Source organism: Escherichia sp. HH091_1A, assembly GCF_030295175.1.
Classification (GTDB): domain Bacteria; phylum Pseudomonadota; class Gammaproteobacteria; order Enterobacterales; family Enterobacteriaceae; genus Escherichia; species Escherichia coli_F.
On record NZ_AP025747.1, the window covers coordinates 3,628,594 to 3,644,008 of the forward strand.

The 15,415-nt window shown below is 51.3% G+C and carries 10 protein-coding genes; 8 read left to right on the forward strand and 2 right to left on the reverse strand.

The features are described 5' to 3' along the window. Positions 1-40: 40 nt before the first annotated feature. From QUF14_RS18285 to arcC, 3 genes are read left to right on the forward strand one after another with little or no spacing between them, the layout of a single operon-like run. Positions 41-1,252 (forward strand): YgeY family selenium metabolism-linked hydrolase, encoded by a 1,212-nt coding sequence (locus QUF14_RS18285; RefSeq protein ID WP_001107125.1) that lies wholly within the window; start codon positions 41-43, stop codon positions 1,250-1,252. Positions 1,253-1,304: 52 nt separating this feature from the next. Further along, positions 1,305-2,690, forward strand: coding sequence for a D-phenylhydantoinase (hyuA, locus tag QUF14_RS18290; protein ID WP_001264460.1), 1,386 nt, complete (start codon positions 1,305-1,307; stop codon positions 2,688-2,690). Positions 2,691-2,737: 47 nt separating this feature from the next. Beyond that, on the forward strand, positions 2,738-3,670 hold the full coding sequence (gene arcC, locus QUF14_RS18295) for a carbamate kinase (protein WP_000037992.1): 933 nt from the start codon (positions 2,738-2,740) through the stop codon (positions 3,668-3,670). 40 nt (positions 3,671-3,710) lie between these two features. Here arcC and yqeB read toward each other — a convergent pair whose 3' ends face one another. Both yqeB and yqeC read right to left on the reverse strand, forming a co-directional pair. Beyond that, on the reverse strand, positions 3,711-5,336 hold the full coding sequence (yqeB, locus tag QUF14_RS18300; RefSeq protein WP_100733618.1) for a selenium-dependent molybdenum cofactor biosynthesis protein YqeB: 1,626 nt from the start codon (positions 5,334-5,336) through the stop codon (positions 3,711-3,713). A gap of 47 nt (positions 5,337-5,383) precedes the next feature. Next, positions 5,384-6,154 (reverse strand): selenium cofactor biosynthesis protein YqeC, encoded by a 771-nt coding sequence (gene yqeC / locus QUF14_RS18305; RefSeq protein WP_001604791.1) that lies wholly within the window; start codon positions 6,152-6,154, stop codon positions 5,384-5,386. A 102-nt stretch (positions 6,155-6,256) separates the two neighbouring features. Between yqeC and mocA the strand changes: the two genes are divergently transcribed. From mocA to QUF14_RS18330, 5 genes are all read left to right on the forward strand, one after another. Continuing rightward, positions 6,257-6,835, forward strand: a complete 579-nt coding sequence (gene mocA, locus QUF14_RS18310; RefSeq protein ID WP_001272839.1) for a molybdenum cofactor cytidylyltransferase — start codon at positions 6,257-6,259, stop codon at positions 6,833-6,835. A 321-nt stretch (positions 6,836-7,156) separates the two neighbouring features. Further along, the gene (ygfK, locus tag QUF14_RS18315) at positions 7,157-10,255 is read left to right on the forward strand and encodes a putative selenate reductase subunit YgfK (RefSeq protein WP_100733617.1); all 3,099 of its coding nucleotides are present in this window, start codon (positions 7,157-7,159) and stop codon (positions 10,253-10,255) included. 2 nt (positions 10,256-10,257) lie between these two features. Then, entirely contained in the window at positions 10,258-11,586 is a 1,329-nt protein-coding gene (gene ssnA, locus QUF14_RS18320) for a putative aminohydrolase SsnA (protein ID WP_000906245.1), read from the forward strand. Positions 11,587-11,636: 50 nt separating this feature from the next. Next, on the forward strand, positions 11,637-12,416 hold the full coding sequence (gene ygfM / locus QUF14_RS18325) for a molybdopterin-dependent oxidoreductase FAD-binding subunit (protein ID WP_000572477.1): 780 nt from the start codon (positions 11,637-11,639) through the stop codon (positions 12,414-12,416). Then, positions 12,413-15,283, forward strand: coding sequence for a molybdopterin-dependent oxidoreductase Mo/Fe-S-binding subunit (locus tag QUF14_RS18330; protein WP_000583659.1), 2,871 nt, complete (start codon positions 12,413-12,415; stop codon positions 15,281-15,283). Before ygfM ends, QUF14_RS18330 begins: the two co-directional genes overlap by 4 nt. Positions 15,284-15,415 lie beyond the last annotated feature (132 nt).

Here is a 15,415-nt window from a genome sequence, read left to right on the forward strand (position 1 = left end):
CTCCCCGCAAAACGGGGAGTAAAAAATCTGGAGAAAAATAATGGCTAAGAATATTCCATTCAAACTGATTCTTGAAAAAGCAAAAGATTACCAGGCAGACATGACTCGCTTTCTGCGCGATATGGTTGCTATTCCCAGTGAAAGCTGCGATGAAAAACGCGTAGTACATCGTATTAAAGAAGAGATGGAAAAAGTCGGCTTCGATAAAGTTGAAATCGACCCGATGGGCAACGTTCTCGGTTATATCGGCCACGGCCCGCGTCTGGTGGCAATGGACGCTCATATTGATACCGTCGGCATTGGCAACATCAAAAACTGGGACTTCGATCCGTACGAAGGCATGGAAACTGATGAACTGATCGGTGGCCGCGGTACTTCCGACCAGGAAGGCGGCATGGCCTCTATGGTTTATGCCGGTAAAATCATTAAAGACCTCGGTCTGGAAGATGAATACACCCTGCTGGTCACCGGCACTGTGCAGGAAGAAGACTGCGACGGTCTGTGCTGGCAGTACATTATTGAACAATCTGGCATTCGCCCGGAATTTGTGGTCAGTACCGAACCAACCGACTGCCAGGTATATCGTGGTCAACGCGGTCGTATGGAAATTCGCATTGATGTTCAGGGCGTTAGCTGCCACGGCTCTGCGCCAGAACGCGGTGATAACGCCATTTTCAAAATGGGTCCGATTCTTGGCGAATTGCAGGAACTCTCCCAGCGCCTGGGCTATGACGAATTCCTCGGCAAAGGCACCCTCACCGTTTCTGAAATCTTCTTCACATCTCCAAGCCGTTGCGCTGTAGCAGACAGCTGCGCAGTTTCAATTGACCGTCGTCTGACCTGGGGCGAAACCTGGGAAGGCGCGCTGGACGAAATCCGCGCCCTGCCTGCGGTACAGAAAGCTAACGCGGTTGTTTCTATGTACAACTACGACCGTCCTTCCTGGACTGGCCTGGTTTACCCAACCGAATGCTACTTCCCGACCTGGAAAGTGGAAGAAGATCACTTCACTGTTAAAGCCCTGGTGAACGCCTACGAAGGGCTGTTTGGCAAAGCGCCGGTTGTTGATAAGTGGACCTTCTCAACTAACGGCGTATCTATCATGGGTCGTCACGGCATTCCGGTGATCGGCTTTGGCCCGGGTAAAGAACCTGAAGCGCATGCACCTAACGAAAAAACCTGGAAATCTCACCTGGTGACCTGTGCCGCGATGTACGCTGCAATCCCGTTAAGCTGGCTGGCAACCGAATAATTACTCTTCACTTATTCCCCTCCGGTTCGCCGGAGGGTTTTTGGAGTTTGCTATGCGCGTATTGATCAAAAACGGCACTGTCGTTAACGCAGATGGACAAGCCAAACAAGATTTGCTGATTGAGAGCGGGATTGTTCGCCAATTGGGCAGCAATATTTCGCCGCAGCTCCCGTATGAAGAAATTGATGCCACTGGCTGTTACGTTTTCCCTGGCGGCGTGGATGTCCATACGCATTTCAATATTGATGTCGGCATCGCGCGCAGTTGTGATGATTTTTTTACCGGTACCCGCGCAGCTGCGTGTGGCGGTACAACAACCATTATTGACCATATGGGATTTGGCCCGAATGGCTGCCGGTTACGCCATCAACTGGAAGTTTATCGTGGCTATGCCGCCCATAAGGCGGTCATCGACTACAGCTTTCACGGTGTGATCCAGCACATTAATCACGCCATCCTCGACGAAATTCCGATGATGGTCGAAGAAGGACTGAGCAGTTTTAAACTCTATTTAACCTATCAATACAAACTCAACGATGACGAGGTTTTGCAGGCGTTACGCCGCTTGCATGAGTCCGGCGCGCTGACCACCGTGCACCCGGAAAATGATGCAGCTATCGCCAGCAAGCGGGCGGAGTTTATCGCCGCAGGGTTAACCGCGCCGCGCTATCACGCCTTGAGCCGCCCTCTGGAATGCGAAGCGGAAGCCATCGCCCGCATGATTAACCTGGCACAAATTGCCGGTAACGCCCCGCTCTATATCGTCCACCTCTCTAACGGCTTAGGTCTGGATTATCTGCGTCTTGCCCGCGCGAATCACCAGTCAGTCTGGGTTGAAACCTGCCCGCAATATCTCCTGCTGGACGAACGCAGTTACGATACAGAAGACGGCATGAAGTTCATTCTTAGCCCACCACTGCGTAACGTGCGTGAGCAGGACAAACTGTGGTGTGGCATTAGTGATGGTGCGATTGACGTGGTGGCGACCGATCACTGCACCTTCTCGATGGCCCAGCGCCAGCAAATTTCTAAAGGCGATTTCAGCCGCTGCCCAAATGGCTTGCCCGGTGTGGAAAACCGCATGCAGTTGCTGTTCTCCAGTGGCGTGATGACGGGACGTATCACACCGGAGCGTTTTGTTGAATTGACCAGTGCGATGCCCGCCAGGCTATTTGGCCTGTGGCCACAAAAAGGATTATTAGCGCCCGGCTCAGATGGTGATGTGGTAATTATCGACCCACGTCAGAGTCAACAAATTCAACACCGCCATCTCCACGACAACGCCGACTACTCGCCCTGGGAGGGTTTTACCTGTCAGGGCGCAATTGTCAGAACATTATCCCGTGGTGAAACGATTTTCTGTGACGGCACCTTTACAGGTAAAGCCGGGCGAGGTCGTTTCCTGCGACGCAAACCGTTTGTCCCTCCCGTGCTCTAACCACTGCCAGGGATCTATACACAATCAAGAATGATGAGTGAGGAAAAATGAGTAAGAAAATTGTTCTCGCCCTGGGCGGGAATGCGCTGGGCGACGATCTAGCCGGACAAATGAAAGCGGTAAAAATTACGTCTCAGGCAATTGTTGATTTAATTGCCCAGGGACATGAGGTCATCGTCACTCATGGTAACGGGCCGCAGGTGGGCATGATTAACCAGGCCTTTGAAGCCGCGGCAAAAACTGAAGCGCACTCGCCAATGCTGCCGATGTCTGTCTGTGTTGCCTTAAGCCAGGGTTATATTGGTTACGATCTACAAAACGCCTTAAGAGAAGAACTGCTTTCTCGTGGCATTAATAAACCTGTAGCAACGCTGGTTACCCAGGTCGAAGTAGATGCTAACGATCCGGCCTTCCTCAACCCGACCAAACCAATCGGTTCGTTCTTTACCGAGCAGGAAGCCGAGCAACTGACAAAACAGGGTTACACTCTGAAAGAAGATGCTGGTCGCGGCTATCGCCGTGTTGTTGCCTCGCCAAAACCGGTTGATATCATTGAAAAAGAAACGGTTAAAGCTCTGGTAGATGCAGGCCAGGTAGTGATCACCGTTGGCGGTGGTGGTATTCCTGTTATTCGTGAAGGTAACCATCTGCGTGGTGCCAGCGCGGTTATTGATAAAGACTGGGCCAGCGCCCGTTTAGCAGAAATGATTGATGCCGATATGCTGATCATTCTGACTGCGGTAGAAAAAGTGGCCATTAACTTCGGTAAAGAGAACGAACAGTGGCTCGATCGCCTGTCATTAAGTGATGCTGAACGCTTTATCGAAGAAGGTCATTTTGCGAAAGGTTCTATGCTGCCTAAAGTGGAAGCAGCCGCCTCGTTTGCTCGCTCTCGCGCTGGACGCGAAGCACTGATTACCGTATTGAGCAAAGCGAAAGAAGGGATTGAAGGCAAAACCGGAACGGTGATTTGTCAGTAATTTAAAGGCCGGGTGGGTAATACCATCCGGCCATTTTCATTTAAGCCACTTCCAGCACTTCTTTTGTCGCTTTAACGCCCTGATGCATCAACATCATTAACGCCTCAAGTACGCCGCCGCCAATTGCCCGGGCTTTATCAGAAACGCTGGTGAAATCAGCCGTTTCACCACGTGGATCGATATCACCAATTTTAAAACCACCGACCACCGCCAGTCCGTCGTTCAACAAGCCACGCACCATCCCCGTCAACGGTGCTTTAATTTCATGCTCACCAATCCAGGCAATCACATCGCCCTCTTTCACCAGATCGCCTAATTTCACGTTGGATCGCATAATGCCTGCAGCAGGAGCACGGATCACCCGTCGGGTGGTATGCCCCATAATATTGCCGGGAACACCGGTATTCTCCTGCGCACAACCAGAGTAAATCACCTGACCGAGCCAGTGCCCGCGATTTGTTTCAATTACCGCATGGCAATCCTTCCCAGCAGTAAAGCCCGGCCCAAGCGCGATTGTTACTGGTGCCATATCTGCCCGCGTACCCAAATTCTGTTTCGCCAGAATAGCGTCCACCACGCAAAGCGGTTTCAGTTCATCAAGCAATGAACAGGCGGGATCTACCATGACAGGGATGAATCCGCGTTCGGTAAGTTTCATCGCTTCCGCAGAGCTGGTTGCCAGGCGGGCAGTGACGCCTTCGACCGTCATTTCGCCATCGAACACGGCCTGGGCAAACGCCACGGTACAACGAATCACTGTCGGTTTTTCCACTTCCAGCATGATCACTTTAAAACCCGCATGATACAGACGTAGCGCCACACCACTGGCGATATCCCCCGCACCGCGAATCACCACCAGCTGGTGTCCAGAAGGATGAGAAGGTTTCATCATCAGCCCACCCGGCGCGTTATTTTTCACCTGTAATATTTCTGCCAGCACGCTGATGGCGATCTCCTGCGGCGTTTCCGCACCTATGTTGTAACCAACGGGCGCATGTAAACGGGCAATATGTTCTTCAGCCACGCCTTTCTCACGCAATTGACGTAGGAAAAGCTGAACCTTGCGGCGACTTGCCAGCAACCCCAGCCATGCAATGGGCTGTTCAATGAGTTTGTCGAGGGCTTCACGATCCTGATTATTCGTGGCAATCAGGACAAAATTATCAGGGCGAATATCCAGTGCTTCGACTGCCGCACCAAACGACTCAGCATGGAGAAGCGTGGTTGATGGTGGGAATAATTCAGGATTAAGGCTTTCGCGATAAATATCGGCAACGGCAATATCAAATCCTAATAGCGCCGCACTCTGGGCTATCGCCCGGTTGACATGCCCCGCGCCAATCAACACCAGACGAGGACGCATACCATGGACGCTGATAAACACGGACATTGCACCTCCACAATCTGACCCGACAGCATCCACACCGTTACGAGCCATACGTCCATGGATTAATCGCGGCTTACGTTCCTGCAATGCCTGAAGCGACTCTTCAATCACCTTCCGCTCAACCATTCCACCACCAATTGTACCGACGATAGAACCATCGGCGCGCACTAACATTTGTGCAGAATGGCGGGGAGTCGAGCCTCGGCTATCAACAATTTGCGCCATCGCAAACGGACAATTTTGCTCTTCAAGTTTTGCAGCCTCTGTGAAAATATTCATACCAACCTCAATGGATATCCTTTCAGTAACCCGGAATACCCGGGCCGCTAATTCACAAATCTGCGCGCGATTGCAGGATGTTCTTGTATATCGCCCAGCCAGATTGCCTCTACGTCGTGTTGTTGCAGCGGTTGAAGGAGCTCGCTTTGCGCAATCGCATTCTCACATTGAGAAAAACGGTTAATGAACCAGACTCGCCGACAACCTTGCGGTACGTTTTTAAATGCGCCCTGAGGGTGGCGAACCAGCGCAACGAGATCGCTCAGTTGCAAGGTTGCATCAGGTGTTAACCCGGTAATATCAGCAAACTGCGACCAGCGATGGACATTTTCTGTGCTCACTTTCGCACCCAAAATATGTCCTCCCATCACAGCAATCACGCAGCAACTGCTTTTGGGTATGCAAGGTTCGTGCTCATCAGGCGCTTTTAACGGCATTCCACGCGAGCCATCTGCCTCAATGAGAATTACGTCACACTCTGGTCGTTGCACCAGTGCATCAATCGCTTCTGGCATAAATCCCTGCACTTTTCCCTGGTTCGCTTTCCAGCTGTGAAAACAAAATGAAATGGGGGATGTAAGAGACGCATGAGGAAGCATGGCGGGATCACGACAGAAAACCACGGGCCAGTGAGACGTTGGCATAAACATATGTGTCGTCGTAGTGATTAACACACGCCTGCCGCTAGCCTGGAGCAGTTCTGCCAGCCAAAAAAGCAAGCTGGTTTTCCCCCCAGCCCCAACAACAGAAATCACAGTGGGGCGTTTCTGCGCGCCTAAATCAATGAATAATGCCGATGGGTCAACTATACTTTTCACGAGTCTTTATGACCTCTCTGGGATAAATTATCCCCAACTTAATCCATCAGGAAGTAACGCAATTATCAGGCGTTATTAGCCCCTATAAATAATGGAACCACTATGTCAGCCATCGACTGTATAATTACCGCCGCCGGATTATCATCAAGAATGGGGCAATGGAAAATGATGTTACCCTGGCAACAGGGAACAATTCTTGATGCAAGTATCAAAAATGCGTTGCAGTTTTGTAGCCGAATTATTTTAGTCACCGGCTATCGTGGTAATGAACTGCACGAACGTTATGCGAACCAGAGTAATATCACTATTATCCACAACCCAAATTATGCGCAGGGTTTACTGACATCAGTAAAGGCCGCAGTACCCGCGGTACAAACCGAACATTGTTTTCTCACCCACGGTGACATGCCAACCCTCACCATCGATATTTTTAGAAAAATCTGGTCGTTACGTAATGATGGCGCAATACTGCCACTCCATAAAGGTATCCCCGGCCATCCGATTTTAGTGTCAAAGCCATGCCTGATGCAGGCAACCCAGCGACCCAATGTCACCAATATGCGTCAGGCACTCCTTATGGGAGAACATTATTCCGTCGAAATAGAGAATGCAGAAATAATTTTAGATATTGATACTCCGGACGACTTTATTACAGCGCAAAAAAGGTATACTGAAATTTAGAAAACGTAGTTAAACGTTTGCGTTCAAATATTTAAACCATCCAGCCTGCTTTATCATTATGATAAGGAATCACTGATTTTGAGAAAAGAGAAAAAGTGATAAATGGGCTGGTAATAATAATTTCCAGGAGTGATTTTAATTCTCATTTGGCACCTGTGAGTTCATTCACAAAAAGCCCTTAAGTTTCGAGCCGCCTCACATTTTTTTATATTTCCCGCCAAACCTGGCAAGAGTGGTGCGATTGTTGCTCTATCCCCCTAAACCACCGGATTTCTCAACACCGGTCACTCAATGATATCTGTATAAGCTAAGGAGAGGGTTATGGGGGATATTATGCGTCCCATTCCGTTTGAGGAACTTTTGACGCGCATATTTGATGAATACCAACAACAACGCTCAATCTTTGGTATTCCCGAGCAACAGTTTTACTCACCCGTAAAAGGTAAAACTGTTAGCGTCTTCGGTGAAACCTGTGCCACTCCCGTCGGCCCTGCCGCTGGTCCGCACACGCAGCTCGCGCAAAATATTGTCACATCCTGGCTGACTGGCGGACGCTTCATCGAACTAAAAACTGTCCAAATTCTTGACCGCCTGGAACTGGAAAAGCCCTGTATTGACGCTGAAGACGAGTGCTTTAACACCGAATGGTCTACCGAATTTACCCTGCTTAAAGCCTGGGATGAATACCTCAAAGCCTGGTTTGCCCTGCACCTTCTCGAAGCGATGTTCCAGCCTTCTGATTCCGGTAAATCGTTCATCTTTAATATGAGCGTCGGTTACAACCTCGAAGGTATTAAGCAACCGCCGATGCAACAGTTCATCGACAATATGATGGACGCATCTGACCATCCGAAATTCGCTCAATACCGCGATACGCTTAATAACCTGCTCCAGGATGACGCATTTTTAGCCCGCCACGGCTTACAGGAAAAACGCGAATGCTTGCAGGCCTTACCGGCACGCATCCCCACCAGCATGGTACAAGGCGTTACCCTCTCCACGATGCACGGCTGTCCTCCGCATGAAATCGAAGCCATTTGCCGCTACATGCTGGAAGAAAAAGGGCTCAATACCTTTGTGAAACTCAACCCGACCTTACTGGGGTACGCGCGTGTTCGTGAGATCCTCGATGCCTGCGGTTTCGGTTACATAGGCTTAAAAGAAGAGTCATTTGATCACGACCTCAAGCTGACGCAAGCGCTGGAAATGCTGGAACGCCTGATGGTACTGGCAAAAGAAAAATCACTCGGCTTTGGCGTAAAACTGACTAACACTCTCGGCACCATCAACAATAAAGGCGCACTGCCTGGTGAAGAGATGTATATGTCAGGCCGTGCGCTGTTCCCGCTCTCCATCAATGTTGCAGCAGTTCTCTCTCGCGCCTTTGACGGCAAACTGCCCATTTCTTATTCCGGTGGTGCCAGTCAGCTGACTATCCGCGATATTTTTGATACTGGTATTCGCCCTATTACTATGGCAACCGACCTGCTGAAACCTGGCGGCTATCTGCGCTTAAGTGCCTGCATGCGCGAGCTGGAAGGCTCCGACGCCTGGGGGCTTGACCATGTTGACGTCGAACGACTGAACAAACTGGCAGCAGACGCGTTAACCATGGAATACACTCAGAAACATTGGAAGCCAGAAGAGCGTATTGAAGTGGCAGAAGACCTGCCGCTGACCGACTGCTACGTTGCACCGTGCGTTACTGCTTGCGCCATTAAACAGGATATTCCAGAATACATCCGTCTGCTTGGCGAACACCGCTATGCCGACGCACTGGAACTCATCTACCAACGCAACGCCCTGCCCGCCATTACCGGTCATATTTGCGATCACCAGTGCCAATACAACTGTACCCGCCTGGATTACGACAGTGCGCTGAATATCCGCGAACTGAAAAAAGTCGCGCTGGAAAAAGGTTGGGATGAATATAAGCAACGCTGGCACAAACCAGCCGGTTCTGGTTCACGCCATCCGGTTGCCGTGATTGGTGCAGGTCCGGCGGGTCTGGCAGCAGGTTACTTCCTTGCCAGAGCGGGCCATCCGGTTACGCTGTTTGAACGCGAAGCCAATGCGGGCGGCGTGGTGAAAAATATCATTCCTCAGTTCCGTATTCCTGCAGAGTTAATTCAGCACGATATCGATTTTGTTGCCGCTCACGGCGTGAAATTTGAGTATGGTTGCTCACCCGATCTGACCGTTGAACAGTTAAAAAATCAGGGCTTTCACTATGTTCTGATTGCCACCGGCACTGATAAAAATAGCGGTGTGAAACTGGCGGGCGACAACCAAAATGTGTGGAAATCACTCCCCTTCCTGCGTGAATACAACAAAGGCACTACGCTCAAGCTGGGCAAGCATGTGGTCGTTGTCGGGGCGGGTAACACCGCAATGGACTGCGCTCGTGCGGCGTTACGCGTTCCAGGCGTAGAAAAAGCAACGGTCGTTTATCGTCGTTCACTGCAAGAGATGCCAGCATGGCGCGAAGAGTATGAAGAAGCGTTGCACGACGGCGTGGAGTTCCGTTTCCTGAATAATCCGGAACGTTTCGATGCTGATGGCACCTTAACCTTGCGCGTTATGTCGCTTGGCGAACCTGATGAGAAAGGTCGTCGCCGTCCGGTTGAAACCAACGAAACAGTAACACTGCATGTAGACAGCCTGATCACCGCCATTGGTGAACAGCAGGATACTGAAGCCCTGAATGCGATGGGCGTGCCGCTGGACAAAAACGGCTGGCCAGACGTCGACCATAATGGCGAAACTCGTCTGACTGACGTCTTTATGATCGGCGACGTACAGCGCGGACCATCCTCCATTGTCGCTGCTGTCGGAACCGCGCGTCGGGCGACCGATGCCATCCTTAGTCGGGAAAATATCCGTTCCCACCAGAACGATAAATACTGGAACAACGTTAATCCGGCGGAAATCTATCAACGCAAAGGCGATATCTCTATCACCCTGGTGGATAGCGACGATCGTGACGCGTTTGTCGCCCAGGAAGCCGCACGCTGCCTTGAATGTAACTACGTTTGCAGCAAGTGTGTGGATGTCTGCCCGAACCGCGCCAACGTATCCATTGCGGTCCCTGGCTTCCAGAACCGTTTCCAGACGCTGCACCTCGACGCTTACTGTAACGAATGCGGCAACTGCGCTCAGTTCTGTCCGTGGAACGGTAAACCGTACAAAGACAAAATCACCGTCTTCAGCCTGTCGCAAGACTTTGATAACAGCAGCAACCCAGGCTTCCTTGTGGAAGATTGCCGGGTACGAGTACGTCTGAATAACCAAAGCTGGGTGTTAAACATCGACAGCGAAGGTCAGTTCAACAACGTACCACCGGAGCTGAACGATATGTGCCGCATCATTAGCCATGTCCACCAGCATCATCATTATCTGCTGGGCCGCGTGGAGGTGTAATCATGTTGATTCTGAAGAATGTCACCGCAGTGCAGTTACACCCGGCGAAAGTGCAGGAAGGCGTTGATATCGCCATCGAAAATGATGTGATTGTCGCTATCGGCGATGCGCTGACGCAACGCTACCCCGATGCCAACTACAAAGAGATGCATGGTCGGATTGTGATGCCGGGAATTGTCTGCTCGCACAACCATTTTTACTCGGGGCTTTCCCGTGGAATTATGGCAAACATCGCCCCCTGCCCGGATTTCATTTCAACGCTGAAAAATCTCTGGTGGCGGCTCGATCGCGCCCTTGATGAAGAGTCGCTCTATTACAGCGGGCTGATTTGTTCACTGGAAGCGATTAAGAGCGGCTGTACATCTGTTATCGATCACCATGCCTCTCCGGCGTATATCAGCGGGTCGCTCTCCACATTGCGCAACGCATTTTTAAAAGTTGGCCTGCGTGCGATGACCTGTTTTGAAACCACTGACCGTAACAACGGCATCAAAGAGTTACAGGAAGGTGTAGAAGAAAACGTCCGCTTCGCCCGTCAGATTGATGAGGCGAAGAAAGCAGCAACCGAGCCGTATCTGGTGGAAGCACATATCGGTGCTCACGCGCCGTTTACCGTGCCGGATGCCGGTCTGGAAATGCTGCGTGAGGCCGTGAAAGCCACAGGCCGTGGTTTACATATTCACGCTGCGGAAGACCTTTACGATGTTTCCCATAGTCATCACTGGTACGGCAAAGATCTGCTGGCACGATTAGCGCAATTCGATCTCATCGACAGCAAAACGCTGGTCGCTCATGGGCTTTATCTGTCTAAAGACGACATCGCGTTGCTCAATCAGCGTGATGCATTCCTGGTGCATAACGCCCGTTCAAACATGAACAACCATGTCGGCTACAACCATCATCTTTGCGACATCCGCAATCTGGCGTTGGGTACGGACGGTATTGGTTCAGATATGTTTGAAGAGATGAAATTTGCCTTCTTTAAACATCGCGATGCGGGTGGTCCGCTGTGGCCTGACAGTTTTGCCAAAGCACTGGCTAACGGCAACGAACTGATGAGCCGCAATTTTGGCGCGAAATTTGGCCTTCTGGAAGCCGGTTACAAAGCCGATTTAACCATTTGCGATTACAACTCGCCGACGCCGCTGCTGGCAGACAATATCGCTGGACATATCGCTTTCGGCATGGGTTCAGGCAGCGTCCACAGCGTGATGGTCAACGGCGTTATGGTCTATGAAGACCGTCAGTTTAACTTCGATTGCGATTCCATTTATGCGCAAGCCCAAAAAGCCGCCGCTGCTATGTGGCGTCGGATGGATGCGCTGGCATAAATGACAGATACCCTCTTCCTTAAAGGAAGAGGGTTAAATAAGGAAAGAAGATGATTGAACAATTTTTCAGGCCCGACTCTGTCGAACAGGCGCTGGAACTGAAGCGCCGCTATCAGGATGAAGCTGTCTGGTTTGCCGGAGGCAGTAAACTCAACGCCACACCAACCCGTACCGATAAAAAGATTGCCATATCCTTACAGGATCTGGAACTGGACTGGGTTGACTGGGATAACGGTGCATTGCGGATTGGCGCGATGTCTCGCTTGCAAACACTGCGTGATGCACGGTTTATTCCTGCAGCACTGCGTGAGGCTCTCGGCTTTGTCTACTCTCGCCATATTCGTAATCAGTCGACCATTGGTGGTGAAATCGCCGCCCGGCAGGAAGAGTCGGTGCTGCTTCCCGTCCTGCTGGCACTGGATGCCGAACTGGTTTTTGGCAACGGTGAAACTCTGTCAATTGAGGAGTACCTGGCCTGCCCATGCGATCGCCTGCTAACCGAAATCATCATTAAAGATCCGTATCGCACCTGTGCGACTCGCAAAATTAGCCGTTCTCAGGCTGGGTTAACGGTAGTAACGGCAGCCGTTGCGTTAACCGATCACGACGGTATGCGAATTGCGTTGGATGGCGTGGCCAGTAAAGCACTGCGTCTGCACGATGTTGAAAAACAAAACCTGGAAGGCGATGCCCTTGAACAGGCTGTCGCCAACGCCATTTTCCCGCAGGAAGATTTGCGGGGCAGCGTGGCCTATAAACGCTATATCACGGGAGTTCTGGTAGCCGACCTTTATGCCGACTGCCAACAGGCTGGGGAGGAAGCCGTATGATCATCCACTTTACTTTAAATGGCGCGCCTCAGGAGCTAACCGTTAATCCAGGCGAAAACGTGCAAAAGCTGTTGTTTAACATGGGAATGCACTCTGTACGCAACAGTGATGATGGCTTCGGGTTTGCCGGTTCTGACGCAATAATCTTTAACGGTAATATCGTTAACGCGTCCTTGCTTATTGCCGCACAGTTAGAGAAGGCAGATATTCGTACCGCAGAATCTCTGGGAAAATGGAATGAGTTAAGTCTGGTTCAACAGGCCATGGTTGATGTTGGCGTGGTGCAGTCTGGTTATAACGATCCAGCTGCGGCTCTGATTATCACCGATCTTCTCGAGCGTATCGACGCACCGACCCGCGAAGAGATCGACGACGCACTCTCAGGTCTGTTTAGCCGCGATGCTGGCTGGCAACAATACTATCAGGTCATTGAACTGGCGATTGCACGTAAAAATAACCCGCAGGCCACCATTGATATCGCTCCGACTTTCCGTGACGACCTTGAAGTCATTGGTAAGCATTATCCTAAAACTGATGCCGCAAAAATGGTGCAGGCGAAACCCTGCTATGTTGAAGACCGCGTAACGGCTGACGCCTGCGTCATTAAAATGTTACGTAGCCCTCACGCTCACGCACTGATTACTCACCTGGATGTCAGCAAAGCTGAAGCCTTACCAGGCGTCGTTCACGTTATTACTCATCTGAATTGCCCGGATATCTACTACACCCCGGGTGGTCAGAGCGCACCGGAACCGTCACCGCTTGACCGCCGTATGTTCGGCAAGAAAATGCGTCACGTCGGCGATCGCGTTGCTGCGGTCGTCGCAGAAAGTGAAGAAATTGCGCTCGAAGCACTGAAGCTCATCGACGTTGAATATGAAGTGCTTAAACCTGTAATGTCGATCGACGAAGCAATGGCGGAAGATGCGCCTGTCGTGCACGATGAACCGGTGGTGTATGTTGCTGGTGCGCCAGATACTCTGGAAGACGATAACAGCCATGCAGCCCAGCGCGGCGAGCATATGATTATCAACTTCCCGATCGGTTCTCGCCCCCGTAAAAATATCGCCGCCAGTATTCATGGTCATATTGGCGATATGGACAAAGGCTTTGCCGATGCCGATGTGATCATTGAGCGAACCTATAACTCAACGCAGGCGCAGCAGTGCCCGACTGAAACTCATATCTGCTTTACCCGTATGGACGGCGATCGTCTGGTTATCCACGCCTCCACCCAGGTACCATGGCACTTACGCCGCCAGGTCGCGCGCCTCGTGGGCATGAAACAACATAAAGTTCATGTCATTAAAGAGCGAGTTGGCGGCGGTTTTGGGTCTAAACAGGACATCCTGCTGGAAGAAGTGTGCGCCTGGGCAACCTGCGTGACCGGGCGTCCGGTACTGTTCCGCTACACCCGTGAAGAAGAGTTTATTGCTAACACCTCTCGTCACGTCGCGAAAGTCACCGTCAAACTGGGGGCAAAGAAAGATGGTCGCCTGACGGCTGTGAAGATGGATTTCCGCGCCAACACAGGCCCTTACGGCAACCACTCACTCACCGTACCGTGTAACGGACCGGCGCTGTCGCTGCCGTTATATCCGTGCGATAACGTCGATTTCCAGGTCACCACCTACTACAGCAACATTTGCCCAAATGGTGCTTATCAGGGTTATGGCGCACCGAAAGGTAACTTCGCTATCACCATGGCATTAGCGGAACTGGCTGAACAGTTACAGATCGACCAACTGGAAATTATCGAACGTAACCGGGTACACGAAGGGCAAGAGCTGAAAATTCTCGGTGCAATCGGTGAAGGTAAAGCGCCGACCTCCGTTCCTTCCGCCGCCAGCTGCGCACTGGAAGAGATCCTGCGTCAGGGTCGCGAGATGATCCAATGGTCTTCACCAAAACCACAAAACGGTGACTGGCACATCGGTCGTGGCGTCGCCATTATCATGCAGAAATCAGGGATCCCGGATATCGATCAGGCTAACTGCATGATCAAACTGGAATCAGACGGTACCTTTATCGTTCATTCTGGCGGTGCGGATATTGGTACTGGTCTGGATACGGTTGTGACGAAACTGGCAGCAGAAGTGCTGCACTGCCCACCGCAGGACGTGCATGTTATCTCCGGTGATACCGATCATGCGTTGTTTGATAAAGGCGCATATGCCTCGTCCGGTACTTGCTTCTCAGGTAACGCGGCGCGTTTGGCAGCGGAAAATCTGCGGGATAAAATTCTGTTCCACGGCGCGCAAATGTTGGGTGAGCCAGTGGCAGATGTTCAACTAGCAACGCCGGGCGTCGTGCGCGGCAAGAAAGGCGAAGTTAGTTTCGGGGATATTGCCCATAAAGGCGAAACCGGCACCGGTTTTGGTTCACTGGTGGGAACTGCCAGTTATATCACGCCTGATTTCGCCTTCCCGTATGGCGCAAACTTTGCTGAAGTTGCCGTCAACACACGTACGGGTGAAATCCGCCTGGATAAATTCTATGCCTTGCTGGACTGTGGTACACCGGTCAATCCAGAGTTAGCGTTGGGACAAATCTACGGAGCCACCCTGCGTGCTATCGGGCACAGTATGAGCGAAGAAATCATTTATGACGCCGAAGGCCACCCGTTAACGCGTGATTTACGCAGTTACGGCGCACCGAAAATTGGTGACATTCCGCGTGATTTCCGCGCTGTGCTGGTGCCGAGCGACGATAAAGTCGGCCCATTCGGGGCGAAATCAATCTCAGAAATCGGTGTAAATGGCGCAGCTCCGGCGATTGCTACCGCAATTCACGATGCCTGCGGCATCTGGTTACGCGAATGGCATTTCACACCGGAGAAAATACTCACCGCGCTGGAAAAAATATAAATAATAAATGGCCGCTTCGGCGGCCTGTTTCTCTGTTTGAACGATGACTAAATAGTGACTGCGAAAATGAGATAAGCCGTTCTCAAGGCGTCCTGCGCCCCAAATTCGTGGGAATTTATTTTACTGATTCAG

What these genes read in the sequence shown, in the direction of transcription:
- hyuA (WP_001264460.1), top strand. Translation starts at nt 1,305, where the DNA reads ATGCGCGTATTGATCAAAAACGGCACTGTCGTTAACGCAGATGGACAA.
- QUF14_RS18285 (WP_001107125.1), top strand. Translation starts at nt 41, where the DNA reads ATGGCTAAGAATATTCCATTCAAACTGATTCTTGAAAAAGCAAAAGAT.
- QUF14_RS18330 (WP_000583659.1), top strand. Translation starts at nt 12,413, where the DNA reads ATGATCATCCACTTTACTTTAAATGGCGCGCCTCAGGAGCTAACCGTT.
- ygfM (WP_000572477.1), top strand. Translation starts at nt 11,637, where the DNA reads ATGATTGAACAATTTTTCAGGCCCGACTCTGTCGAACAGGCGCTGGAA.
- ssnA (WP_000906245.1), top strand. Translation starts at nt 10,258, where the DNA reads ATGTTGATTCTGAAGAATGTCACCGCAGTGCAGTTACACCCGGCGAAA.
- ygfK (WP_100733617.1), top strand. Translation starts at nt 7,157, where the DNA reads ATGGGGGATATTATGCGTCCCATTCCGTTTGAGGAACTTTTGACGCGC.
- yqeB (WP_100733618.1), bottom strand. Translation starts at nt 5,336, where the DNA reads ATGAATATTTTCACAGAGGCTGCAAAACTTGAAGAGCAAAATTGTCCG.
- mocA (WP_001272839.1), top strand. Translation starts at nt 6,257, where the DNA reads ATGTCAGCCATCGACTGTATAATTACCGCCGCCGGATTATCATCAAGA.
- arcC (WP_000037992.1), top strand. Translation starts at nt 2,738, where the DNA reads ATGAGTAAGAAAATTGTTCTCGCCCTGGGCGGGAATGCGCTGGGCGAC.